We start from the raw sequence: 24639 nt of genomic DNA, 5'->3' as shown, positions 1-24639 counted from the left end.
GCCATGAGCGTTTATGACGGAATGAGCAGGGAGGATATGCAGGCGCGGCTGACCGCCCTGAAGGCCGCCTATTTTGAACTCCTGATGGGCAAGCAGGTGGCCGCCGCCAGCTACGCGCAATCCGATGGCTCGAAGTCGGTCACGTACAGGGCCACCGACTTGAGCCGTCTCCAGGGTGAAATCGCCCTCCTGCAGAAATTGCTCGGCATCGTCCCTCGGGCGCGCCGGCAGATTAACTTCGTGATGCGCTGATGGAAAACTCAATTTCTATCCTGGACAGGCACGGTAAGCCGTTGCCCGCGGTTCGCCGCCTTGGGACCATGTTGGCGCCAGGTGGCAACGCGCCATATGACGCGGCTGACCAGCACGGTGGCCACGTTCGCGATTGGCATCCTTATCTATCCTCGCCGGACGGTGAGGTCAATATGTACCGCGACCGCCTGGCGGCGCGGGCACGAGACCTGATCCGCAATGATGGCTGGGCGACAGCTGCGGTGATGCGAACCGTCGACAACGTCATCGGGCCGGATTTTCGACCGATCTCCAAGCCGGACTATCGCTGGCTGCGGACGGTGACCGGCATCAAGGCGTTCGATCACCGCTGGGCGGACGAGTTCGGCCAGGCGGTGGAAGCAAACTGGCGGTCGTGGGCGAATGATCCGTTCTTCTACTGCGATTCAGAGCGCATGCTCTCGTTCCCGCAAATGATGCAACTCGGATTCCGGCACCACCTCATTGACGGTGATGCGCTTTCGATGCTGCATTGGCTGCCTGATCGCATCGCGGTCGGGCGCGCCCGGTACGCGACAGCGGTGCAGATTATGGATCCGGATCGTCTCTCCAACCCGCAGCAGAATTTCGACCAGCAGGCTTTGCGTGGGGGCGTGGAGGTCGATAGCTACGGCGTGCCAACCTGGTATCACATCCGGCGCGCTCATCAGGGGGATTGGTTCAGCGCTGGCGATAGCGTGCGATGGGATCGCATCGCGCGCGAGACGAACTGGGGGCGTCCGATTGTGGTGCATAGTTTCGATCATGATCGGGCGTCGCAGCATCGAGGGGTCGGCTTTCTCACGCCGGTGATCCAGCGGTTCAAGATGCTGATCAAGTACGACAGCACCGAGCTGGATGCGGCCATCATCAACGCATTCTTTGCTGCCTACATTCAAAGCCCGTTCGATACGGATCTCGTCGAGGAAGCCCTGGCGGGGTCGGACAAGGTCAGCGCATACCAGCGCGAGCGCTCGGAATTCCACCAGGAGCGCCGCACTCGGTTGGGCGATGCCGGGGTTACACACCTGTACCCGGGCGAGACGATCGGCACTGTTGCCTCGAGCCGGCCGAGTGGCAACTTTGCTTCGTTTGAAAGCGCCATGTTGCGGCATTTTTCCGCAGGGACCGGACTGGCCGCGCAGCAGATCAGCCAGAACTGGGCGGAAGTGAACTACAGCGCGTATCGGTCTGCGATGCTGGAGGCGTGGAAGACCTTCGCCCGTCGGCGGATTGGCTTCGCGTCCGGTCAGGCCCACCCGATTTATTGCGCATGGCTGGAGGAATCCATGGACGTGGATGACTACCCGATGCCGAGAAACGCCCCGGAATTTATCGAAGCGCGTGCGGCGTATGCGCGCGCCAAGTGGATGGGGCCGGGCCGAGGGTTGGTCGACATCGTCAAAGAGCGTCAAGGCGCGTTGTTGGGCATCGACGGCGGCATGTCCTCGCTTGAGGATGAGTGCGCGGAGATATCCGGCACCGACTGGCGCGACGTGGCCGACCGGCGGGCTATCGAAATCGAACGCTACGAGCGACTGGGCTTGCCCGTCCCGGCAGTGCTTCAGGGGTTGGATTCGAAAGACGCCGCCCAACTACCGGAGGAAAAATAAATGCGTTTTGCGCACTTAGGCCAGCGGCTGTTCAACACGCCGCTGGCGATTCGTCAGGACAAGGCCGAGGTCATCATGGCCGCGCTCGCCGAGCGGCTCGGAGTCAGCCAGATCATGCGGTTGGACGGCGCGAATTTGCGTCCGATGGCCTGGGATGACTATGACGACGAGCTGGTGAAACCGGGTGAGACGATTCGCGACGCTGGTTACGACATGGTGGGAGAAGCCCCTGTTGCCTGCATCAAGGTGCAGGGCACGCTCGTGCAGAAGCTTGGGTCGCTCCGGCCCTATTCGGGCATGACTGGCTATGACGGCATCAGGCAGAGCATTCTGAGCGCCTATGCGGATCCGGCGGTCGAGGCGATCGTGTTGGATATCGACTCGCCCGGCGGCGAGGTCGCGGGCTGTTTCGACCTGGTCGACACCATCTACGGTCTGCGGGGCGATAAGCCCATCTGGGCCATCTTGACCGAGTCGGCCTATTCGGCGGGGTATGCGATCGCCAGCGCAGCTGACCGCATCATCGTGCCGCGCACCGGCGGGGTCGGCTCGATCGGCGTGATCGTGATGCATGTCGATCTGTCCAAGGCGCTGACCGCGTCAGGGGTAGCCGTGACGTTCATCACCTACGGCAGCCATAAGGCGGATTTCCGTCCCGAGCTGCCGCTATCCGAAGCGGCCCTGAGTAGTGTTCAGGCCGAGATCAACACGATGGGCGAGCTGTTCGTGGGAACCGTCGCCCGAAATCGAAATATCGCGCCGGATTCCGTGCGCGACACACAAGCCGCCTGCTTCATGGGGGCGGCCGGCGTCAGCCGCGGCTTGGCAGACGCAGTCATGGCGCCCGACGCCGCATTTCTCGAACTGCTGGACCTGCTGGGCCGGTAAACAACCTGTGAGACTACTGCAATGAAGAAACCTTTCTCTTCTTCCCCCTTTGCCTCGCTGTTGAGCCTGGGTCGCGCTCGTAGCGCCCGTGCCGAACAGGACGACGAGGACGACAAGGACAAGTCCGACGACGAGCGCAAGCAGCGGGAAGGCGAGTCCGACGACGACTATGCAAAACGCATGGAAGAACTCGACCGCGAAGACGACGAGCGTGACGATGTGCTGGAAAACGGGGAAGACCCGGACGCCGAATCCGAAGACGACGGCGACGACAAGGAAAAAGACCAGTCGAAGAAGGCGGCCCGCGCCGCCGAGCGGGTGCGTTGCGCCCGCATCGTGGCCCATGGCCTGCGCCTGGGCGTCGCCCGCCAAGCCTGCGTGTTCGCTTTCGACACGGGCATGTCGTCCAAGGCCGCGATCGCGGCGCTGGACGCTGGCCGAGCGGATCAGGCGCCGCCGGCACGCCGCACCCTGTCCGAGCGCATGCAAGGCACGACCATCCCCAACCCGGGTTCGGGTGGCGGCGACGGCCAGATGACCATGGCGCAGAAGATCGTCGCGGCGGGCAAGAAGCGCCGCGGCGAAGCTTGAACCCCGCAATTCAGATAATCAGGAGCAATACTCATGACGCTTCCCGTCAATCCCGTGGGGAACAGCCCCCAGAAGCCCGGCGTCCGGGCGGATGTCTTCGTCCCCGATCAACTGATTGCGGGCGGTTTGCAGATCGTCTCGCAGCCCATCATCCTCGCGTCCGGCAAGCTGCCGCGCGGGGCGGTGCTGGGCATGATCACGAGCAGCACCGCTGTCGCTACGGCATCCGGCACCAATACGGGCAATGGCACGATCGGCGCCGTCACCGTGGGCGCAGGCGCCAAGCTGGGTAATTACCAGCTGACCGCCACTGCCGCGACCACGTTCAAGGTGGTGGACCCGGAAGGCACCGCGCTCGCAAACGCGGCCGTGGGAACTGCCTACACGCAAGGTGGCCTCGGCTTCACCATCACCGCAGGCGCCACGGCATTTGCTGCGGGCGACACGTTCGTTATCGACGTCAACGACGCCGTCGGCCAGTTCGTCCTGTCGGTGAAAGGCGCGACCGATGGCAGTCAGGTGCCTTCGGCCATCCTCGCTGACTATTCGGACGCTACGAGCGGCCCGGTCAACGCCGGTGCCTATGTGCAGGTCGAGGTCAACGGTCGTGCGCTGTACTACGACCCGAGCTGGACGCTGCCCGCGCTGACCGCGGCCTTGCGCCAGTACGCGATCCACGTCAAGTCCTCGGTGTCGGCGGCCGACCCGACTTAAAGCCGCGCGCAACACGCAGAAGAGGCCCCGCCGAGCGGGGCTTTTTTACGTCCGCCAGAATATTGCTACGGAGATGACGAATGTCTTCCAATTTGGTTTACACCACCATCGACCTGATCCAGGTCGTTCCGAATCTGAAAACCGCTCAGTCCTTCCTGTTGGACCGGTTCTTCCCCAACCTCGTGACCTCGGATAGCGAAGAAGTCGCGATCGACGTTGACATCGGCATGCGCCGCATGGCGCCGTTCGTTTCGCCGCTGGTCGAAGGCAAGCTGGTCGAACAGCGCCGCTTCCAGACCAACACCTTCAAGCCCGCCTACATCAAGGACAAGCGCGCGCCGGATCTGCTCAAGCCGGTGCGACGCATGATCGGCGAGCGCATCGGTGGCGACCTGAAGGGCATCGAGCGCGAAATGGCCAACCTGGAAGCCGAAATGACGGACCAGATTGACATTCTGACGCGCCGCCTGGAATGGATGGCCGCCAGCGCGCTGCGTCTGGGCCAGGTCACCATCGAAGGCGAGGGTTTCGAAACCGTGATCGTGGACTTCGGCCGGGCGCCGGACCTGACGGTTGGGTTGACGCTGGGACGGAAGTGGACTGCCAGCAACATCGCGGCGGGCACTGCCTCTCCCTCCCGCGATATCGACGCCTGGGCGACCCGTGTCCTCAAGCGCTCGGGCGCGACGGTATCGGAGCTGGTGTTCACGCCCAGCTCGTGGGCGGGGTTCATCCTCGATCCGGCGCTGAAGGGGGCAATCGTCTGGCCGGCACAAGCGCCGTTCGGCAACGCGATTAACCCCGGCTCCGAGATCAAGCATGGCGCGGTCTACAAGGGCAAGTGGGGGCAGTTCGACCTGTGGCTGTACAACGACTGGTTCGTGGACGAGAACAACGTCGAGCGGCCGATGCTGTACGACGGTGACCTGATCATGTCTGCCGGGCGTCTTCACCGACGCCTACAAGACGGCATTCCAGGACGGCCAGGGCGGCGTCGGTTGGGTGACGACCGCACCGAGTGCGGGCTTTCGCCTGGCCGATCTGCCGCGGCCGCCTGCGAAGGATGACCACATCACCCGGAAGAAGACGGGCGAATCGTTCCTCGTTTTCGAACAGCAGCCGGATGGAATGGGCTGGGTACATCTGAAATTGAAAAAGCTATGACGACGACAAACCAGCTGCGCGCGTTGGCCGTGCAGGCGCTCACGAACACCACCGACGCAGGTTCGAGGGCATATTCGCCACGCGATCAGGCCACCTGGGATGGAGAGTATCCCGTCCTGTTCGTGCGAACGAACGATGAGGACGGCGTGTCGTTCGGTCGAAGCGGTGCCCCGGCCTTCACAGTGACCTCGGCGCTCGTGGTCGAGGCCCGGGCGAGTCATCCCGGGGAACTGGACAACGCCGGTGCTGCAGCCCTGCAGGTCGCGTTGGAAACCCTCCGGGATCAGATTAAGGCCGCGGTCATCAACTACCCGCCGCTGATGCAGGAACTCAATCAGTTTTCCTACTTCCGCACGCGCATTACGCGGGGACCGGAAGACGCCGGGGATCACCTGGGCGCCGTCCTGGTTGAACTGGGCCTGGAGTTTGTGCAGGGTCCGGAGGACTTCTTCCCCGTTCCCACCAATCCGCTGGAAGGGGTGGATACCCGTGTTCAGGTGCCGGACGGCACAGCTGTGCCCGGCTTGGATCTTGACCTTCCGCAATAGGAGCTTTGCATGTACATCAAACCTCGCCCGGGACTGACGGTGTTCGACCCGGTACGCAAACAATTCATGCCTGAAGAGGGCATGCCCGTGGACGGAAACGACCTGTACTGGGCCGCGCGCTTGCGCGACGGCGACGTGGTCGAAGCGGTCGCCCCTGGCGCCCAAAAGTCGGCCACCAACGAGGTGCCGCCGGCACCGCCCAATAAGGGGGGAAAGTAAATGATCCAGTTTCCCAACATCCCGCAGAATCTGCGGGTGCCGCTGTTCTACGCCGATATCGACCCGAGTCGCGCGAACACCGGTCAGATCAACCAACGGGCGCTGATCATCGGTCAGATCACGGCCGCCGGCACCGCGGTTCCCGGCAAGCCGGCGATTTCCCAGGGCGCCAACGAGGCGAAGGTGCTCGGCGGCCAGGGCTCGATGCTGGCGCTGATGACGGCCGTCTATCGTGCGCGTGATAGCTTCGGTGAGGTCTGGTATCTGCCAGTGGCAGACGATGCCTCGGCCACCGCAGCCACGGGCGCAATCAGCTTCACTTCGGCGGCGACGGCCACCGGTGTGCTGTCCCTGTACGTCGCAGCATTCTCCGGTTCGCCGGTTGTGTCGCTGGTCTGCACGCCGAACATGACGACCGCTCAACTGGCGACGGCGCTGGCGGCGCAGATCAACGCCGCTGCAGATCTGCCGGTTTCGGCCGCGGTGGATGCGGTGTCCACCACGAAGGTGAACCTGACGGCCAAGAACAAGGGGCTGGCGGGCAACGACATCGACGTGCGCCTGAACTTCTACGGCGCACTGAGCGGCGAAGCTCTCCCTGCGGGGCTGGGCGTCACGATCACGCCGATGTCCGGCGGGCAGGTCAATCCGACGCTGACCACTGCGCTGGCGAATCTGGGCGACATGACCTTCGACTTCATCGCCATGCCGTACAACGACGCCGCGTCGCTGAATGCCGTCAAGGCGTTTCTGTCCACGACGACCGGCCGCTGGAGCTGGTCCAAGGGCCTGTATGGGCACGCCTATGGCGGATTCCGCGGCACGCTGGGCGAATGCCATACCTTTGGCGCCACCCGCAACGATGAACATGTGTCGGTCATGGGGTTCAACAATTCGCCGACGCCTTCGTGGATCTTGGCCGCCGATCTGACGGCTGCGGCGGCGATATCGTGCCGCGCAGATCCGGCCCAGCCGATGCAGACCGTGCCGCTGGCGAGCTTCCTGCCGCCGCCGCTGGAATCGCGGTTCCAGCTGACCGACCGCAACACGCTGCTCTACACCGGCATCAGCACCTTCACGGTGGCGGACGACGGCACGGTGGCAATCGAAAACCTCATCACGACGTACCAGCTGAACGCGTTCGGCCAGCCGGACAACAGTTATCTGGAAGTCGAGACGATGAACACGTTGGCGGCGGTCCTGCGGCGCCTGAAGCTGGTGGTGACTTCCAAGTACGCCCGCAAGAAGCTGGCGGCCAACGGCACGCGCCCGGCGCCCGGATCCAACATCGTGACGCCCAGCACCATCCGGGCCGACCTGACCGCGGACTATCAGTCCATGCAGGACGACAGCGGCTGGGTGCAGGGGGCTGACGTGTTCGCCAAGGGCCTGATCGTGGAGCAGAACCGCACCAACCCCAACCGGGTGGACGTGTTGTATCCGGCAATCCTGATCAACCAGCTGCGCATCTTCGCCCTGCTCATGCAATTCAGCAACATCGTGCCGGCCAGCGAGGCCGCCAGCGCGTAGACGCGCGTGGGCTGTGGCATAGCGCCGCCTTCGGGCGGCGTTTTCATTTATAGGAGCCGATTATGGCGAATCTGTTGGCCGGCACCGCGCAAATCACGGTGGACGGCAATTCCTACATGTTGGAAGGGGCGGCGAAGTACAGCCCCTCCACCGTTACCCGCACCAGCCTGGTGGGCCAGGACGGATACCACGGCGTCAAGGAAATGCCGGTCGCTGGCTCGATTTCCTTCACTGCCCGCGATGCGGGGAGTCTGACGGTTTACGACTTCAACCGTATGCGCAATGCGACGGTGGTGCTGCAGCTCGCCAACGGCAAGACCGTGGTGGGCCGCAGCATGGCCTGCGTCGATGCGCAGGAGGTCGACACCACTGAAGCCACCTTCGATGTCAAGTTCGAAGGTCCCCTCGTTTCCGAACAGACTGTGAGCTGATATGCCGAAGAAAGAGATTCCCGACGAACTGACCATCGCCCTGCGCAAGCCTGTCACCCTGGGCCAGGGGGGCGATGCCGAAACCTTCACCGAGTTGGTTCTCCGCGAACCGATCGTGGAGGAAGTCCTGTCTTTCAACAAGGACAGTTCGAAAGACGCCGGCGATGCGCTGCGCAAGCTCATCGGCAAGGTGTCGGGGGTTCCGATTGCGGTGATCAACCGCATCGGGGCGCGCGACTTCACCACGGCGGCCAACTACCTGACTTCGTTCATGGCTGGCGACGAAGACGAGGTCGACGCCGGAGACGAGGATTCCAGCGTGGGAAAGTAGTCCGGCCAGTGCCTGATTGGGGCCTTATGGCGGCGGCTACGGCGAAGTTTTACGCCTGGCCGCCGCGTGACGTCCTGGGGCTACGGCTGAGTGAACTGCGGTGGTGGCACGACATGGCAGAGCGCTTGGAGGCACAACATGGCCAATGAACTGGCATTCCGAATCTCGGCGATAGATAACGCGTCGAAGGTGAGCAACAAGGTCGGGGACTCATTCTCGCGTATCGGGGATAGAGCTGCCCGGATGTCGGGGCGCCTAACGAGTATCGGCAAGACTGGCGCTACCGCGCTTGGAAAGATCACGTCAGGCCTGAATTCGATTTCGCAGGGCGCGCGAGCTGCCGCTGATCGCATTTCCTCGATCATCCCCGGCATGTCGGCGCTTGTCGGCCTGGCGGGCGCGGCCGGCGTGGGAGCGTTAGCACAACGATGGGGCGACTTGGGATCGAGCCTGCAGAGAACCTCGCGCCAGGTGGGCATGTCGACGCGGGGCCTGCAGGCTTGGCACTACGCCGCCAAGCGTGCCGGTGTGACCGCCGAGCAGTTCGACCAGAGCATGCTGTCGTCGCAAAACACTATTCGAGAGGCCGCGTTTGGGGCCAATCCTCAAGCCATGATGCTGTTGTCGCGGCTGGGCGTGAGGATATCCCGGGGGAAGGACGGCCAGATTGACTACGAGCGCACCCAGCGCGACATCATGACCGCCCTGGGGAAGATCAAGAACCCCGCTGGTCAACGTACCGCTGCGGATGCACTGGGTATGGGGTCGTTGTTGCCCATGATCCAGCGGGGAACGTTCGACGCTGATCGGGCCGAGGCCGGAAAGAGGGGTTACATCTTCGGAGAGGAAGCGATCGAGCGCGCCTCGGCCTTCCAGGACAAGATCAACGGTTTGAAGGCCAGCACGGGCGCCCTTGCCAACACGATTGGCGACAAGCTCATTCCAGTCCTGACGCCAATGATCGAGAAGCTGACCTCATGGCTGGATGAGAACCGCGTGAACATCGCGGACCGACTGGCCGAGGCGGTCGGGAAGCTGACCTCGTGGATCACCAGTATCGACTGGGGGGCGTGGTACGACCGCGTGAACAAGATCGCCGACACCTTTGGCGGGTGGGGCAATGTCTTGGCGGGTATTGTGGCAATCAAGTTCGCGGCGACTATGGCCGAATGGGGTGTTTCCCTGGCGGCCTTGGTGGCAAGCCTGACGGCCGCCAAGGCGGCCGCCACCGCCCTCCAGGCGACGGCGGCTGCCGGTGCAGCGGGTGCGGCCGGGGCTGGTGCAGCGGCGGCTGGTGCGCCCTGGTACGCCCGGATCCTGAACCCGTATGCAGTCGGCGCTGGCGCATTGTTCTACAGCAAGGACCTGAACGCGGGTGAAGACGCTACGCTGGCAAGCGCAGGGCGAGCGCAGGGCAAGAGCTATCTGACCCCCGGGGAGTATGCGCCCGGTGGAACGAACGATCCGAAGATCCTGGATATCGCTCAAAAGTTCATGGGCATGGGATGGAGCAAAGAGCAGGCCGCCGGTATCGCCGCGAACATTCTTCAGGAGTCCGGCGGCAATCCCTACAGCGTCGGGGATGGCGGCAAGGCCTACGGGATCGGTCAGTGGCACCCGGACCGTCAGGAAGATTTCAAGCGAGTATTCAAGCGCGATATCCGCGACTCGACACTGGAAGACCAGCTGAAGTTCTTCGACTGGGAGCTGCGCAACGGTCCGGGCCAGCAGCGGGTAGCTGGCGACCTGTTGGCGCGTGCGACCAGCGCCAACAGGGCTGCGGCCATCGTGTCCCAATACCACGAGCGTCCTGCTGACGTGGAAGGGGAAAAGTACAAGCGCGGAATCATGGCAGACCGGATTCTTGGGGCCATGGGCGGCGGCGCCGCAGGATCTACCCAAGCGGCCAATCCCGCACTGGGCGCGGCTGCCGGAGCGCCGGGCATGGGCAACGGTCCGGGCTTCGATGGCCTCAAGGATGCGCTGGATGCTTCTCTGCAGAAGCTGACTTTGCAGGTCAACGTATCGGCGCCACCGGGTACACGCGTCGACACAAACAGTGGTGATGGCGCGGGCATGTCAGCGCGCGTGAACTATTCAATGGGCCTGGGGGCTATGCCATGAAAATCTCGGACGTCGTACAGGTCGCAGGCAGCATTGGCGGCGTTGCGAACGCCGTTGGCGACCTGCTGGGGCCTGGCGCCGGCAGCTGGGAGGCTTCGCTGCAGCAAGCTTCCTATGGGGGCGTTCCGTTCGGTGTGAACGGGGCGCGCCTGCACGCTGGTCGCCGTCAGGCTGTCCATGTGTATCCATATCGGGATGAGGTATGGGCAGAGGATCAGGGGAAGCTTCCCAGGCAGTTCCGGATCCACGGGTTCCTCATCGAGGACAGCGCCATCTATGGGGGAGGCGGCGTAGTCGGCCAGCGTGCAGCCTTTTTGACGGTCTGCGAGACCGCCGGGCCGAAGACGCTGGTTCATCCGACTCTGGGGACTGTCGCGAACGTTGTGTGTCTGGATCTGGAGCTGGAGGAGCGGAAGGATCTGGGGCGCGTATTCGAGTTCACGATGTCGCTGATCGTCAGCGGCGAACGGAAGTATCCGCAAGCCGGTGAATCGACGGGCGACCAGGTGAACAAGGCTGCGGATGCCGTTCGAAAGGGTAGCCTGCTGGACATGGCGCGCAAGGTCGCTGCGGCGATCAGGCAGGGCGTTGCAGTGGTTCGCCAGGTCGTCAACACCGCGGTGCGCTACTACCAGATGACGGTTGGAATTGTCAACGGCGTCCGACGCGTATTCAATGCAGTGTCGAGCCTGCGCGGCAATTTCGGTCGCCTCTTTGGCGGCGGAAATTCGGGCTTCCTGACCTCCAATCGGAAGGCTTCCGGCAGCGCGTCGGCGGCCGATCTGCTAACCGCCAATGTGGCCGCCAGTGCGGCCGTGGTTGCTGCAGGCGTCAAGTTGCAACAGGCGGCCGCGAATATCGTCGATACGTCGGCATATGGCGATGCTGCGAATGCATTTGTGCAGTCTGTTGCCGCGACGGCCGTTGACCCGGCGGATGGCATGGCGATGCTTGGCCGCCTGGCCGTGTTCCAACCCGCCGGCGAATCTACCGAGTCGCCTATCGGGCAGGCCATTGCAACGGCCAACGTCGCATGTTCTGCCCATCTTCGACGCGTGGCAATCGCAGCATTGGCCCAGGCGGCGGCGGACTATCAGCCGTTCTCGCAAGAGGATGCCGCGAGGGTGCAGACGGACGTTGTCGGAATTTTGGATTCCGAGATCCTGATTGCTGGCGATAGTGGTGACGACGCCAGCTATGACGCATTGCGTCAGCTCAGGAAGGCCGTCGTTTCCGACCTTCAGGCAAGGGGGGGCAATCTGGCACAGATGGGGGCGTTTTCCTTCAACGCCTCCCAGCCTGCGCTGGCGCTGGCAAATCGAATCTACCGGGATCCGGCGAGAGCCGGAGAACTTGTGCGCCAGGTCAATCCTATCCACCCGGCGTTTATGCCGCCCCAGTTTGAGGCACTGTCGAAATGAATGGTGATGATCTGACGCTGCGTGTGTCCACTTCGACCCGTGTCGGACGGGGCTATGAGCTGTCCAATACGCGCGTTCTCGGAGGGTGGCAGGAGGTGCGGTTCACGAGAGGAATCGAGCGATGCCCCTCTGATTTCCTGGTGAAGATGACTGATCGCTATCCCATCGCGACGCGGCCGGATATGCAGGTACAGCCCGGGGATTACTGCGAAGTGTTCCTCGGAGAGGACCGCGTTTCCACTGGCTGGGTCGATCGCTTCGTGCCATCGTTCACCGACGGGGCGCATTCGGTCACGTTGGTTGGCCGTAGCAAGTGTCAGGACATCGTGGATTGCGCGGCAGTTTTCGATGGCTTCCAACTCACCAATGCGAGCGCGCTGTATATCGCTCAGACGCTTTGCGCACCGTTCGGGATCAAGGCGAGCGTGGCCGAAGGTACGAACCAAGGCGCACCGATCGAGCAGGTGGTAATCATCGCGGGCGAGAGCGCGTATGACATCCTGGAGCGGGTTTGCCGATACCGTGGCCTCCTGCTGTACGACACGCCATCGGGTGATCTGCTGCTGTCGGGCATTGGGCTACAGGCCGCGGCCAGCGGATTCCAGGAGGGCGTGAACATTGGCTCGGCCGTCGCCTCGTACTCGATGGATCAGAAGTTCAGCGACTACTACGCGATCTATCAGGGGCTGGATCAGTTCAGCGATGTTGGCGGCGCTCCCAACCAGATCGCGCATCTGGTGGATGAAAGCGTGCCTCGATACCGGCCGCGGGTTGTGCTGTCGGAGAACCTCCTGGGCGGAAGCATGGTGGCTGAAGACAGGGCCAAGTGGGAAATGTCTCGGCGGCAGGGGCGGTCCTTCTTTGTTCGGCTGAACACCGACAGTTGGCGGGATTCGGCGGGGGCGCTGTACACGCCCAACACGATGGCTTCCCTTGCGATCCCGTCCTTGAAGTTGGGATCCGAGGCCACGCCTGTTTCGTGGTTGATCGCCGAGACGACCTACAACCGTGGACGCGCAGGTACGACCTGCGACGTGGTGCTGATGCCGCCGCAGGCCTTCTATCAGCAGCCCTTCATCTGGGCTCAATTCGCACCGGATCAAGTGGTGGGGTGATATGGAACAAGCAATCGAAAGGCTGTGGCGCCGGCTTCAGATGATGGTTGGGCGCGGTGTTGTCACGGCCGTGGATGACAGCGGGCCGGTGCAGCTGATGCAAGTGAGGGCCAGCGGGTTGGAAGTGGCGGACAGGCGGGTGCGTCCGCAGGAATTCGGCCTTACGTCGAATCCGCCGGTGGGGTCTGACGCTGCTCTGGCAGCGGTGTCGGGCGACCGATCATCCACCATGGTGGTCGGCGTCAACCATCAAGGGAGCCGGCCGCGCGGCCTGCTGGCCGGTGAAACGAAGCTGTACAGCCAAGACGGAAAGTATGTCTACCTTACCGCCGATGGCGGGATCGTCGTCGAGGTCAAGGGCCAGGATGTGGTCGTGAACAACGCGAACAACGTGACCTGGAACCTGAGCGGAAAGTTGACCATCGTCGCGCCTGGCGGGATCGACCTGCAGACGCCCATGGTGAAGTCGACGGGCGACATGCAGGACAACTACGAGTCGAACAGTCGAACCATGAAGGGCATGCGGGACGTGTTTAACGTCCACCAGCATCCCGTCAAGAACGTCCAGTCGGGCGGATCGACCGTGACCTCTGACAAGCCCGAGGTGCCGCAATGAGCGATATCCGAACAGTTTGGGATGCTGCCGTTGCCCACGGTGATTGGATGTTGTCGGAAGGCGCGCTGCTCACCGGGGCGGATCTTGCAACTGCCATGCTGGTCAGCGTCTTCACCGACGCGATGGCAGCCCCGGATGACGTCATCCCGGATGGAACAGGAGATCCTCGGGGGTGGTGGGGAGACCAGTTCGATCCCGATGCACCCGTGGGCAGCAAGCTCTGGCTCCTGCAGCGCGAAAAGCAGACCCAGACGACGCTCAATCGTGCCTACGACTATCTGGCCGAGGCGTTGAGGTGGCTGATTGATGATGGGGTTGTGGCGCGCTTCGACATCCGCGTGGAGTGGGTTCGAGAGTCTTTTCTCGGCGCCCAGATCATTGCCTATTCGCCTGGCGGTGATTCCCTGCACACAGGGAAGTACCTCTGGGCATGGAACGGAATCAACTGATATGCCATTTTCTCGTCCTACGCTGTCAGAACTGAGAAATCAGGTTCTGGCGGATATCAACGCCACTCTGGATGGCGCGAATGCACTCCTGCGCAAGGCTGTCCTGCGCGTGCTGGGCGTCGCTCAAGCCGGACTTGCCCACCTGCACTTCGGCTATATCGACTGGATCTCCAAGCAAGCCGTCCCATGGACCGCGACAGACGAGTACCTGGCGGGCTGGGGGGCGATGAAGAATGTATTCCGGAAGGACGCCGTAGCGGCCGTGATTTCGGCCCAGTTCACTGGGACGGCTGGAGTCGTCATCAGCGCCGGAATCGAAGTCAAGCGGTCGGATGGTACGGCCTACACGGTCGATGCGACTCAAGCGGTCGGTGAGGACGGCAAGGCGGTTGTCGTCCTGCGAGCGGCAGGGGCTGGAGCTGCGGGGAATTGTCCGGCCGGCACGCCTGTGACACTTTCCTCGACCATCACGGGCCTGCAATCCACTGGCACAGTCGTGGGCGCGATCGCTACCGGGGCGGATGTGGAGTCCCCGGACGCATACAGCGAGCGCGTCATTGCCGCTTATCAGGAGACGCCACACGGTGGCAATGCGGATGACTACGTTCGTTGGGCGCTGGCCGTTCCAGGGGTAAGCCGGGCCTGGTGCTCGCCCAATGGCATGGGGGCGGGGACGGTCGTTCTGCGGTTCATGATGGATACAGCGCAGTCCCAACACGGTGGATTCCCCCAGGGCGCTGATGGGGTGTCGCAGCACGATCAGGGGCCTGATGCCTTGCCGCGCGCCGCAGTGGCAACCGGCGACCAGCTGGTGTTGGCTGACGCGCTGATTGGCCTGCAGCCCGTTACCGCCCTCGTATTTGCGTGCGCGCCGCTGGACAACAGCCTGCATTTCAAGATATCCGGGCTGTCGGGCGCCGGCACGGCGACGCGAAACGCAATCTCTGCCGCGTTGGCTGACGTGCTATTTCGTACAGGAGATGCCCGCGGCGGGACGATCAACCGCAACGATATCGAGGGCGCAATTAACAGCGTTTCTGGCGCTTCAGGCTGGCTTTTGGTCGAGGTGGCCGGGACAGTTAATGGCGTTGTGACGGTATACCCGGGCAACGTCACGAACCTGATCGGGCAGCTGCCAACGCTTGGCGGCGTCACGTACCTATAGGGGCGAGGAATGGGCTTGAAACTACGCGCGGGAGACTTCCTCCAGGCGTTCATGAGCCTCTTGCCGCGGGGGAGGGCCTGGTCGCGGGATGCAAGCAGCGTCCAAAGTCGCGCTTTGCTTGGCTTGGTGACGGTTTACGAGGTCAACACGGCTCGCGCAAATCAACTTCTGGTTGACGCCTTTCCTGGCTCAACCTACGAACTCCTTCCGGAGTGGGAATTGACGCTGGGGCTGCCGGACCCTTGTGCAGGACCGGCGCCGACGATCCAAGCCCGCCGGGCGCAGGTCGTCGCGCGGCTTACGGCCACTGGGGGCCAGTCGATACCGTACTTCACTGGATTGGCGAAGCGTCTTGGCTATGACGTGGCGGTGAGGCAATTCATGCCATCCCGATTCGGAAAGCGCTTCGGCACGCCTTTTGGTGGGGAGGACTGGGCGCACGCCTGGCAGGTGAACGCTCCTACCTTCACCGTAAACCGGCTTCACTTCGGCGACTCGTTTGGCGGCCCCTTCGCCTACTGGAGTAACAACGTTCTGCAATGTGAGCTGCTGGCTTCAAAGCCCGCGCACACATTGCTCAATTTCTCGTATTCGGAGCAGACCTGAATGGACCTTCTGATTGCACCCTACACCGTCACCAAGGAGCAGGCCGATGCGGCTCCTGCCACCGGCACGCCCGGCTGGGCAACCGATGGCAATCCCTCGACGAACAAGCCTGCAACGCAGTGGCCCGCCTACGCATTCAACGCGATGCAGGAAGAACTGGTCGCTTTAATTCAAGGCGGGGGCCAGACATTAAATCGTAACGACAACACCCTGTTGTTCAAGGCGGTGAAGGCACTCATTGAGTCTAATTTGGAGCGCTTCGCACCGTTGGAGTCGCCAGAGTTCACTGGTACACCAACTGCGCCCACGCCTGTTGTTACAGATAACTCGACGAAGCTCTCCACCACTGCGTTTGTGAAATCTGTCGTCGCTGGCGTCGCCGCGGTTCCGGCAACAACATTGGTTTCTGGGATCTCTCGGCGCGCTACGACGCCGGAGGCTCAGGGGCTCACCAGTAGTGACACGACGCTCAGCCCCGCGTCGTTGAGAGCGGCATTTCAGGGTACTAACTATTCGGCCACGTTCAACGGTTTCCAGATCCTGCCGAGTGGGATCATTGAGCAGTGGGGGGTTGTCGCGCTCGTCACGTTACCTGCGAACAGCACGTCAGATGCTGTGGTGACCTTTCCTATGGCATTCACGGCTAATGCACTGAGTATCGCTATATCCGTGGAAACGCCTGCTCCGACACAGGTTAGCTGCTCCGTGATGACGGACACATTGACCACCACTGGGGTGACGCTGCGGCGTGGGAATTCGTCCACGTCGACGCCGTGGAATGTCGTGGTCAGGTATCGAGTTATAGGGCGATAGGGGAAGAAGATGGATATGTACTACAGCGAGGAAAAGAAGGGGTTCTATTCACTGGAGGTGCACGGCCAGGGCGGCATGCCATCCGACGCTGTGAAGCTGGCGCCAGGCGAATACGAGGCGTGGGGCGAGAGTGGCGGCGAGATTGCGGGGGTCACGCCCAATGGCGTCATCCTCATGGCAGAGCCTCGGCCGCCGGTCTCTCTCTGATCGGTTTGATTTGCAAATAGATGCCCGCTTCGGCGGGTTTTTTTTCGTCCACACAACGGGAGGCAGCAATGCAGACCGGCAATAGGAGCAACACGATGCACGAAGACCAGGCAGCGATGGTCAAGATGGGGATTGGCGCAGGAGGGGCGGTGTTTTATGGCCTGACGCTCAACGAATGGGTGGCGATGGCCACGCTGGTGTATCTCGCCATGCAGATCGGGCTGCTGGTGCCGAAATACTGGCGTTTGGTGCGAGATTGGTGGATGGGCAAGGGGGTGTGATGAAACTCGGAACCAAGATCACGGGCGGCGCTGCCGCCCTTGTCGCTTCTGGCTACCTGGCGCTGTTCTCGCCCACGCTGCAATCTTTCCTCGGCAAGTGGGAAGGCGAGGGGCAAAACGTCGTCTATGCCGACAAGCTGGCCGGCGGGTTGCCCACCGTTTGTAAGGGCATCACCAAGCACACCAGCCCCGAACCGCTGGTGGTGGGCGACTACTGGTCGCCCGAACGCTGCGAGCAGGTTGAGCGCTTGGTGGTGAGTAAGGGGCAGCTGCAGCTTGCCGACTGCATCGACGTGGTGGTCAGCCAGCCGGTCTTTGACGCCTTGAGCAGCCACGCTCACAACTTCGGCACGCCAGCTACCTGCGCGAGTCGGGCGGTGGGCCTGATCAACGCCGGCCGGCTGCGTGAGGGCTGCAACGCCCTAGCGCATGCGCCGAATGGATCGCCGGTCTGGTCCTATGTCACCGATGCGAAGGGCGCCAAGGTCTTCGTGCCGGGCCTGTACAACCGGCGCCTGGATGAGGAACGGCTATGTCTTTCGGGTCTGCGCTGATCGGGTGGCGGGGGTACGCTGCCGCGGCGCTGGCCGGCGGGCTTGCGTTTGGGGTAGCTGCATGGACGGCGCAGGGCTGGCGCTATGGCGAGCAGTTGGCGGTCCAGCGCGCGGCCCGAGCAGAGGAAGTGGCTGACGGCCAGCGGCAGGCCCGCGAGATCCTGGCACAGCGGCATGCTGCCGTCGCCGATATCAACGAACGGAATGCGCGTGCCGAGTGGGCCGCCTATGGAGGGTTGCGCAATGCGCAGATACAAGACGAGGGTTTGCGGGCTGATGTTGATGCTGGGCGCCAGCGGCTGCACGTCCGTGCCGCCTGCCCCGCTGCCGGCGGTGGAGTGTCCGAAACCGGCGTCGCCACCCGCGTGGATCATGGAGCCCGCGCCGAACTTGATCCAGCTGCTAGATCGGATTATTTCGCCCTCCGGGCTGGAATCCAGCGAGTGACCGCGCAGCTTGAAGCGTGCCAGGCGAGGCAGCGCTAGGGTTGCCCGTAGTGTTTTTCACGCGAGAACATCGGCCAACCAAAAAGCCACCCGGATGTGGCTGGGGTGGGGCGGATGGTTACTCAGTCCTCGGTATCTGAGGCTTCGTTCCCGGCGGCGGCAAATTGAAACTGAAGCTGTTCCGCCTTGGGAGCGCAAATCTTCAGACGATGGCCCGCAACGTTGCCGTCCAGAGTGATGAGACCGCCCGAGTTACCGCCTTGCCGAGCGCCATCGAATGTATGGAATTCGGTAGCCTCATAATGGACAGCCGTGGCCAGGTGGATGGCGTCTGGAACCCGGACATTTTGTAGGACGCCCTTCTTCGCTGCTGCTTTGTGGAAATTGCGAATTTCGCCAGCTAGCGCCATAACTTTGCTGCCCGCCTCCAATTCGACTATTGATCGTCCTTCGAAGGCCAGCTCCAACTGCTTTTTCTGAGCAGCCGTTAGTCTGAGGTCGAGAATTTCAGCTCGCCACAGTACGGAGATCATAACTATGGCTCGTCCTCGATCAACCATATCGAGGACTTCAGCCAACCCTGCCATTTCTGCGGGGTCTTCCCGCTTCTCGCCGGTGATCCATGCGATCAGCGGTGCCGTGTCCCAATAGAAGCGCGGTTTACCAGTCGCCATTTCTGACCTTGTTTACGTAGTCCTCTGACTTCATACCTTCGCAAGCGCCGGGCGCGAGCCCGCGCAGGCTGGACAGAGAGGGAACCTCAGATCTCTCGGGGAGCACCTCGATGCTGCGGACTTTGATCAGGTGCGGGTGCTTTTCGGCTTTTTTGAAGTGTAGTTGCCCGGAAATGCGGACGGAGCGGTTAATTCCCGCGAGAGCCTCTGCCAACATTCCACTAGGGAAAAAACACTTGACACTGCGCGGCCCGACTATCGGGTATACCTTGAAGTAGTTACGTTGATTGTGTACATCGATCACGTCCAAACTGCCGACAACAGACCCCTCTTCGACTTGATCAGGCCCCAGTATTTCATCAACTCTGACGTTCAGATTTCGAGGCAAATCTATTGGTTGGCCACTGTCGAACTGGAGAATGACCTCAGCGACGTGTTTGCGGAGCGGACCTGATAAGGAGCCATAAGACTCCATCAAATCTAGGCTTGCGCCGGTCGGGCGCTTTCCAGAGATCACCTTTCGGATATCCCTGTCTAACCTCGAGACAACCCGGCGAGCGTAAGAGGGGCCGCTAGTCTTGGAAACCGCCTCTAGCTCAAAAGTTGCCGGGCTATTCATCGTGATTTTCGTTACACGGTAGTACAGGGAAGGGGCCCTGCTGCCGGAGACAGACATGTCGATTTGGTTGAGCGTCTGCTTGAGGGCATTCAATTGGTCGATAAGATCACTGAGGCGAAGGCTGTCACCAGCTTCTTCCCCTTTCATCGTAATCTTGAATTTGCTCGACTTCATGGTGTTCCTCGCCGTCCGTGGCTGTCTCCGATTGTCGTGATCCAGCCGCGGAAGGTCAACCTCTATCACCCAGCACGCAGCGCTAACGGGCCAGTGGCGACCGGCAGCACCAGGTACACGGCGGAGGAACGTTGGGGGAGGAATGTCGCAGCCCCTAATCCACTGCCCGCCTCATCGCCCTGCAGCTTGCCACCTCACTAAAACGAAAACGCCCCAACCCGTGAGGGGGCTGGGGCGAATGCTCTGCGGCGGCCGGCATGGGCGTCGCGAGCGTGATAAAGCTATTGCGCATTAATTACAGCCGTCCATTGCAGTTCGCTGCTTCGCTTCTGCCGGCCCATTTACAGTATTGGTCGCCAACTTTGTACCAGTCTGCCTGAGCGGTGCCCGCGGTGACCAGCGGTAGCTGGGACGACTTCGCCCATAGCTACATGGCACTGTATGGGGAGCGTCCCGCGTCGCAGGGGGGGCTATGGTGCAGGCTTGGCCAAATAAAAAGCCACCGCTTGGGTGGCTCTTGTCTTGTCAACATTATGACGCGGTAGCGGTCGCTTCCGTTAAAGCATGTGGAAAGATGACTTCGTCGCGAAGCCCTTTTGGAGCGGCCAGGACTAGTCGCATCAGCTTCTTAAAACGAGAAACGCAGGCCACTGCCCAGATAACGGGCAGAATGTAGATCCACCAACCAGCCGCGTCAATTGCTGCTGCCTTGATAGACAGTCTGGTCATTCGTTTGCGCAATTGGATAACAGCATCCAATTTGCAGCTATCAAGAGAGTCTAATTTGTCCTGCACGCGCCTTTCCACCTCGGGGTGAGAATCGAGTGCTCGTCTTGCTGCGATCAAATTAAATACCGTGATGCGCCACATATCGGCAATAATAAAATTAACCGAATCTTGTAGGCTATGGAACACTTGATCTGGTAATTCAGTGCCGTATCGCACTTTTAGTTCGCGTAGCTCGTCTCGAAGAGCGAATGCCTGATATCGCAGATGACTGCGCAGCGATGGGATAATCGCTGACTGCAGTACATAGTGATACACGGCGAGGACTCCCATAGCAATTACGATATATTCCATTCAAACCTCACTTGATCGGACATGCTGGCCCAGTTTTGCTTGCTGTGCGGCGGTCTTTGCATCGGCCACACGCTGCATTTCGGTTGCATTGATTCGGCGCAAGAATCGCGCATTGATGCCCCAGCCTATAGCAGTCAGGCCGAACAGGCCCCACCCCAGATACGAGCCGTTGGCCAATCCGTCCATGATGCGGAATACGAAGGCGGACAACTGATCCGGCGGAAGGCGGATGACAACGACGAACAGTACAAGGAATGCACACATTAGCAGGAGCTGACCTCGGGCCATAGCGGCTATAAGGACGTCTCTGACCGCATGATAGAACCCAATTTTGACTATCGGCTTCCCGTTTGCGTTCCCACTCGACTTGCTGGCCATATCTTATTGCTCTCCGGTCTTTTTGTTGTGACAACAAGAAACATTTTGATCAAATCATAGCTCATTGACTTACAGAGTGAATTGTTTTTTTCTATCGGGTAGCATTTGGCCAACAGTCGAGTGCAAGGGTTGCTCCAAAGGTTGTCTTTTGCCGGGATCTGCTGCTTCGGATACAACAGCTATCTTCGGCCGCGTAGCATCTTGGCGCGACGCCTTTTCGCAGCTCGCGCGCGGCTCGTTAGGTAGTTCTAGGCGCCCTTGAGCGCGATCAATCCCCAGGGGCTGGCTGGCCCGCGTCGCTCGTCGCACCTATCCGAGATCAGACCCGGTTTGCCGTTGTCGCCTGACTTTGCTGAATGCACCAGCACCAGATGCTAGTCCATCAATGCGCAAGAGCACTTCACTTCGGAAAGAATCGTCCCTATTATCCACTGCTCAACGGGTAAGCAACGAGGTCGAGCGGTGGCACCGGGCTGTGATGTTGATGTGATGTTTGATAAGTTTCTTCGTAGTTGTCGTGGGGCGTTACGGCGTATTGCTGCTCACACGCGCGGTGAGCACAGCGTGTCAGATGTTGAGGGAGAGGCTTGGCTGTTGGCCGAGGAGCTCAGGTTGGAAAAGGGGCTCACTCCCGAATTCGGAAACCTTGACTATCAAGAGAAGATCCTCAGCTTTCTGTATCACAAGCTCGTGCGGCGGTCAGAACTCAACGTCCGCTACGCCGTTCGGCTTGATCATGCGCCCGCCGGAGCGCCTGACGATGCTGCCCATCCGCTGCTAGAGAAGCTGGCGGCAGACGAAGGGCTTGAGCCGCTTGCCGTGTTGATCCAACGAGAAGAGTCATCGGCCGATAGCGAAGCAGAGCCCGCTTCCTACGAATCACCTGCTGCAGCGTACTTGCAATTGCTGAGGCGCTTCGATAACAAGATGCTCGATGTGGCGACCCATCTGTTGATCTCCCGATCATGGTGCTACCGTCGATTCAACCAAGCCTTGAACCTAGCAAAACTGCAATGGCCGTTGGCCAAAGAGGCGTTTTCCACTGCCGAAGGACTTGAGCCCAGCCCGTGGCGGAAGTTCCGGGCGATACATGTTAGGCGACAGCTTGAGCTGGATATCGACGTGCCAATGCTGATCTAGGCACGGCTTGATCTGCTATGCCTTGAAGCTGTGCTGGTTGGCCAGGATCTTGACGTAATCTTGACGTAAACCAGTCGAATCTCTGGTGAAAAGGTACTAGATCACGATCAAATTGAGGGATGGCTATCTCTGCAAGTCATTGATTTTGAAGTGATCTCTATTTATGCCTTTTTCTAAAACGCCCGACTCATAATCCGTTGGTGCCGAGTTCGACTCTCGGGGGGCCTACCAAAGAAACTCAAGCGGGTCTCGGAGCAATCCGAGGCCCGCTTTGTTTTGCGCGTCGTTTGCGTGGCGCGTGTCGTTCATTCCGCTCCCAGCGGCAATGATGCAGAATGCTTCTCAAGCGACGATCGCAATCGTGTAGCGCGGCGCGTCGTTTGAGACGGATCGGCGCGTCATTTGATACTGCTGGAGCGCGCGAGAACGGCCAGGACGCGGAATCGGGCAATAGGGCGGCCTACCTGCCCGTCGCCTCGGGGCGGGTCTGCGGCAAGGCCGTAAATAGGGGATACTGCCCGGTCTTAACGCTCCTCCCTCCGAGCCATGAAACGCGGGACCCGCCGCCAGCTCCGCCGTAAACCTGCACCGATCCTTGCCGAGGCACTGGACCGCTACCTGGTCGAGGTGTCTGCGACAAAAAAGGGGCGGGCGGGCGAACAGTCGATTGCGCGCATCTAGCGTGCGACCAGGCTGGCCATTCGCCCCGTCGACTGGATACGCAGCTCGGACCTGAAGGAGCTGCGTGACGAATGGCTCAAAGACCGAGCGCCGGCCACGGTTGCACGCCGTATTGCGTTCCTCTCCCATGTTTTCACGGTCATTCGGAAAGGTTGGGGTTTGAGCAGTTGGCCAACCCGGTCCAGCTCGTCCGCCGGCCGGCGGTCGATGACGCACGCGACCGCAGATTGTTCGACCGATTACCCTGCGGGGCATATCCGGCGACGAATGCCCACGGGGTGAGCTTGAATGGATCATCCGGGCGACCAGGTCGGCCGAGCTTCCCACCGTCCTCACCGTTGCCAAGGAAACCGGCAGGCGCCGATCCGAGGTCGTAGGCATTCAGCGGGAGAACCTGGACCTAATGCATGGCGTGGTGCATTTGCCACATACCAAGAACGGCCGCGCGCGGGATGTCCCGTTGACGCCGCTTGCCCGTGAAGCGCTACGCCGTTGGGTCACGGGAAAGCCTATGCGTGGCCGGATATTCACGATGCAGCCAGGCTCTGTTACGCGGGCCTTCATTCGCGCTCGTCGTCGTGCTCGCCAGCGCTACGAAGGTATGTGCTGGCACTACGGTCGCCGCCCCAGTGCCGCGTACTTCCGTGATCTGCGCTTCCATGATCTACGCCACGAGGGCACGTCACAGATTGCCACGGTGTTTGAAATTCATGAGCAGGCCAAGGTAAACGGCAATGTCGATACCCGCATGCTCCTGCGCTACTTCCATCCACATGGCCGCGAGCTGGCCCAAAAGCTGGCGCGCAGCCCGCTGGGCAGGCGGCAGCAAGACCAACTGCGCCGCGCACGGGAAGAAGCGGCCCCTACCCCGGGTAGCTGACCGGACCATCCGCCCCTGGATGCTCGCTGCCAACCGAATACGGCATGCCCGTTTCCACCACCAAAGCGGCGTGGTGCGGTAGTCGTCGACCAGGGCCCAGGCATTGCCTAAGCGCTGCGGCCATTTCCCGACCGGGCCGGGGGGGGGGCATATCCTTGTATGGGCCATAGGGGAAGTTGAATGCGCCAGGCGTCAACGCCAGCTCGTTCGCCATGGACTCGTACAGGAACAAACCATCATCATTGGTTTGAAATACTGCTCTCCTAAAAAATGAAATTTGCACTGCAAGGGAGAAGTTCATGCGTAAGGCCTATCCCATATCGTGTAGACAATTTTTTAAAGCATCCTTATCATATAAATCGGCATTATTAAGTGTTTCCGCTGGAGGTGGCTGCCATGCTAACTGTACGTAACGCAACAATTGGAGATGCAACGATGCTTTATGAGTGGCGAAACGACCCTGCCACTCGTTTTAGTAGCCGCAATTCTGATCAAATATTGCTCGAGTCCCACATCGCATGGCTTACTGCCACCTTGGCCAATCCTGTTCGCCAGTTGCTAATTGCTGAAATTAACGGTGTGCCGGTCGGGACTGTGAGAGTTGATGAAGAGTTAAGCGGAAACGCAGAACTGTCTTGGACTGTGGCGCCTTCCGCTCGCGGACGTGGAATTGCAAAAAAAATGGTGCGACTTGTAGCAGATCAAGTATCCGAGACCTTATCCCTAAGAGCAGAAGTAAAAGCCGGTAATGAGTCATCTATCAAAGTGGCTTTGGCCGCAAACATGCAGCTAATGCGGGAAGTTGATGGTGTCCTGCACTTTTTTCGCCCATCATCACGCCTCCCGAAAATTTTATAAACACCGCATCCCAGCCGAGACGTTACCGCAACCGATGAATGCCCTGGATTGGATAGTTA

The 24639-nt window shown here is 61.0% G+C and carries 30 protein-coding genes and 1 pseudogene; 27 read left to right on the top strand and 4 right to left on the bottom strand.

The genetic code is table 11. From position 1 onward, the window contains the following. The first annotated feature begins 3 nt into the window (after window positions 1-3). The 24 genes and pseudogenes from gpW (at window position 4) to H0523_RS32120 (ending at window position 18135) form a co-directional block, all read left to right on the top strand. Window positions 4-252, top strand: a complete 249-nt coding sequence (gene gpW / locus H0523_RS02150; protein WP_054435147.1) for a gpW family head-tail joining protein — start codon at window positions 4-6, stop codon at window positions 250-252. Then, window positions 252-1883, top strand: a complete 1632-nt coding sequence (locus H0523_RS02145; RefSeq protein WP_197287406.1) for a phage portal protein — start codon at window positions 252-254, stop codon at window positions 1881-1883. The genes gpW and H0523_RS02145 overlap by 1 nt, the downstream gene beginning before the upstream one ends. Continuing rightward, window positions 1884-2771 (top strand): S49 family peptidase, encoded by an 888-nt coding sequence (locus H0523_RS02140; RefSeq protein WP_054435150.1) that lies wholly within the window; start codon window positions 1884-1886, stop codon window positions 2769-2771. It begins immediately after the preceding gene. 21 nt (window positions 2772-2792) lie between these two features. Next, on the top strand, window positions 2793-3362 hold the full coding sequence (locus H0523_RS02135) for a hypothetical protein (RefSeq protein WP_156350620.1): 570 nt from the start codon (window positions 2793-2795) through the stop codon (window positions 3360-3362). Between the two features lie 33 nt (window positions 3363-3395). Then, the gene (locus H0523_RS02130; protein WP_054435156.1) at window positions 3396-4076 is read left to right on the top strand and encodes a head decoration protein; all 681 of its coding nucleotides are present in this window, start codon (window positions 3396-3398) and stop codon (window positions 4074-4076) included. An 80-nt stretch (window positions 4077-4156) separates the two neighbouring features. Continuing rightward, window positions 4157-5143: a major capsid protein gene (locus tag H0523_RS02125; RefSeq protein WP_180180002.1), complete on the top strand. Its 987-nt coding sequence runs from the start codon at window positions 4157-4159 to the stop codon at window positions 5141-5143. Further along, a pseudogene (locus H0523_RS32470) lies at window positions 5076-5240 on the top strand (head-tail joining protein); the annotation flags it as partial. The gene H0523_RS02125 and the pseudogene H0523_RS32470, both read left to right, overlap by 68 nt. Next, a complete protein-coding gene (locus H0523_RS02120; protein WP_054435168.1) occupies window positions 5237-5788 on the top strand; it encodes a hypothetical protein in 552 nt (183 codons plus the stop codon). The pseudogene H0523_RS32470 and the gene H0523_RS02120, both read left to right, overlap by 4 nt. 9 nt (window positions 5789-5797) lie before the next feature. Then, complete coding sequence (locus H0523_RS02115; RefSeq protein WP_054435171.1) at window positions 5798-6007, top strand: DUF2635 domain-containing protein; 210 nt, start codon at window positions 5798-5800, stop codon at window positions 6005-6007. Then, entirely contained in the window at window positions 6008-7537 is a 1530-nt protein-coding gene (locus H0523_RS02110; RefSeq protein ID WP_054435174.1) for a phage tail sheath subtilisin-like domain-containing protein, read from the top strand. A gap of 62 nt (window positions 7538-7599) precedes the next feature. Then, window positions 7600-7968 (top strand): phage tail tube protein, encoded by a 369-nt coding sequence (locus tag H0523_RS02105; RefSeq protein ID WP_054435177.1) that lies wholly within the window; start codon window positions 7600-7602, stop codon window positions 7966-7968. Window position 7969: 1 nt separating this feature from the next. After that, window positions 7970-8299: a phage tail assembly protein gene (locus tag H0523_RS02100; protein ID WP_054435179.1), complete on the top strand. Its 330-nt coding sequence runs from the start codon at window positions 7970-7972 to the stop codon at window positions 8297-8299. Between the two features lie 138 nt (window positions 8300-8437). Beyond that, window positions 8438-10423 (top strand): phage tail tip lysozyme, encoded by a 1986-nt coding sequence (locus H0523_RS02095; protein WP_054435182.1) that lies wholly within the window; start codon window positions 8438-8440, stop codon window positions 10421-10423. Beyond that, the gene (locus tag H0523_RS02090; RefSeq protein WP_054435185.1) at window positions 10420-11844 is read left to right on the top strand and encodes a DNA circularization protein; all 1425 of its coding nucleotides are present in this window, start codon (window positions 10420-10422) and stop codon (window positions 11842-11844) included. The genes H0523_RS02095 and H0523_RS02090 overlap by 4 nt, the downstream gene beginning before the upstream one ends. Further along, on the top strand, window positions 11841-12959 hold the full coding sequence (locus tag H0523_RS02085; protein ID WP_156350622.1) for a phage baseplate assembly protein: 1119 nt from the start codon (window positions 11841-11843) through the stop codon (window positions 12957-12959). Before H0523_RS02090 ends, H0523_RS02085 begins: the two co-directional genes overlap by 4 nt. A 1-nt stretch (window position 12960) precedes the next feature. After that, window positions 12961-13575, top strand: a complete 615-nt coding sequence (locus tag H0523_RS02080; RefSeq protein ID WP_054435190.1) for a phage baseplate assembly protein V — start codon at window positions 12961-12963, stop codon at window positions 13573-13575. Next, window positions 13572-14024, top strand: coding sequence for a phage GP46 family protein (locus tag H0523_RS02075; protein WP_054435192.1), 453 nt, complete (start codon window positions 13572-13574; stop codon window positions 14022-14024). The genes H0523_RS02080 and H0523_RS02075 overlap by 4 nt, the downstream gene beginning before the upstream one ends. Window position 14025: 1 nt before the next feature. Further along, a complete protein-coding gene (locus tag H0523_RS02070) occupies window positions 14026-15189 on the top strand; it encodes a baseplate J/gp47 family protein (RefSeq protein WP_054435194.1) in 1164 nt (387 codons plus the stop codon). Window positions 15190-15204: 15 nt separating this feature from the next. Continuing rightward, the gene (locus H0523_RS02065; protein WP_231691929.1) at window positions 15205-15795 is read left to right on the top strand and encodes a YmfQ family protein; all 591 of its coding nucleotides are present in this window, start codon (window positions 15205-15207) and stop codon (window positions 15793-15795) included. Further along, entirely contained in the window at window positions 15796-16608 is an 813-nt protein-coding gene (locus tag H0523_RS02060; protein ID WP_180180001.1) for a gp53-like domain-containing protein, read from the top strand. Between the two features lie 9 nt (window positions 16609-16617). Continuing rightward, entirely contained in the window at window positions 16618-16815 is a 198-nt protein-coding gene (locus H0523_RS02055; RefSeq protein WP_054461173.1) for a hypothetical protein, read from the top strand. A 95-nt stretch (window positions 16816-16910) separates the two neighbouring features. Then, entirely contained in the window at window positions 16911-17096 is a 186-nt protein-coding gene (locus H0523_RS02050; protein WP_054432480.1) for a phage holin family protein, read from the top strand. Next, complete coding sequence (locus tag H0523_RS02045; protein WP_054432479.1) at window positions 17096-17650, top strand: lysozyme; 555 nt, start codon at window positions 17096-17098, stop codon at window positions 17648-17650. The genes H0523_RS02050 and H0523_RS02045 overlap by 1 nt, the downstream gene beginning before the upstream one ends. Beyond that, entirely contained in the window at window positions 17629-18135 is a 507-nt protein-coding gene (locus tag H0523_RS32120; RefSeq protein WP_051429173.1) for a lysis system i-spanin subunit Rz, read from the top strand. Before H0523_RS02045 ends, H0523_RS32120 begins: the two co-directional genes overlap by 22 nt. Window positions 18136-18218: 83 nt before the next feature. Here the strand turns inward: H0523_RS32120 and H0523_RS02035 are convergent, their stop codons facing one another. From H0523_RS02035 to H0523_RS02020, 4 genes are all read right to left on the bottom strand, one after another. Next, window positions 18219-18770, bottom strand: a complete 552-nt coding sequence (locus tag H0523_RS02035; protein ID WP_082404580.1) for a type II toxin-antitoxin system VapC family toxin — start codon at window positions 18768-18770, stop codon at window positions 18219-18221. Then, the gene (locus H0523_RS02030; protein WP_155257658.1) at window positions 18757-19563 is read right to left on the bottom strand and encodes a hypothetical protein; all 807 of its coding nucleotides are present in this window, start codon (window positions 19561-19563) and stop codon (window positions 18757-18759) included. The genes H0523_RS02035 and H0523_RS02030 overlap by 14 nt, the downstream gene beginning before the upstream one ends. 531 nt (window positions 19564-20094) lie before the next feature. Beyond that, a complete protein-coding gene (locus H0523_RS02025; protein ID WP_156350172.1) occupies window positions 20095-20643 on the bottom strand; it encodes a hypothetical protein in 549 nt (182 codons plus the stop codon). Continuing rightward, window positions 20644-21021, bottom strand: a complete 378-nt coding sequence (locus H0523_RS02020) for a hypothetical protein (protein WP_054432477.1) — start codon at window positions 21019-21021, stop codon at window positions 20644-20646. 594 nt (window positions 21022-21615) lie between these two features. Here H0523_RS02020 and H0523_RS02015 point away from each other — a divergent pair. From H0523_RS02015 to H0523_RS02005, 3 genes are all read left to right on the top strand, one after another. Then, window positions 21616-22161: a hypothetical protein gene (locus H0523_RS02015; RefSeq protein ID WP_054432476.1), complete on the top strand. Its 546-nt coding sequence runs from the start codon at window positions 21616-21618 to the stop codon at window positions 22159-22161. A gap of 907 nt (window positions 22162-23068) precedes the next feature. Beyond that, window positions 23069-23722 (top strand): tyrosine-type recombinase/integrase, encoded by a 654-nt coding sequence (locus tag H0523_RS32170; RefSeq protein ID WP_306670182.1) that lies wholly within the window; start codon window positions 23069-23071, stop codon window positions 23720-23722. Window positions 23723-24118: 396 nt separating this feature from the next. Continuing rightward, window positions 24119-24580, top strand: coding sequence for a GNAT family N-acetyltransferase (locus tag H0523_RS02005; protein WP_082380608.1), 462 nt, complete (start codon window positions 24119-24121; stop codon window positions 24578-24580). Window positions 24581-24639: the final 59 nt, after the last annotated feature.

The sequence above is a fragment of the Achromobacter insuavis genome (genome assembly GCF_902859645.1).
GTDB lineage: Bacteria > Pseudomonadota > Gammaproteobacteria > Burkholderiales > Burkholderiaceae_B > Achromobacter > Achromobacter insuavis.
The sequence above is the reverse complement of the archived record's forward strand: the minus strand, read 5'-3'. Positions and strand labels throughout refer to the sequence as shown.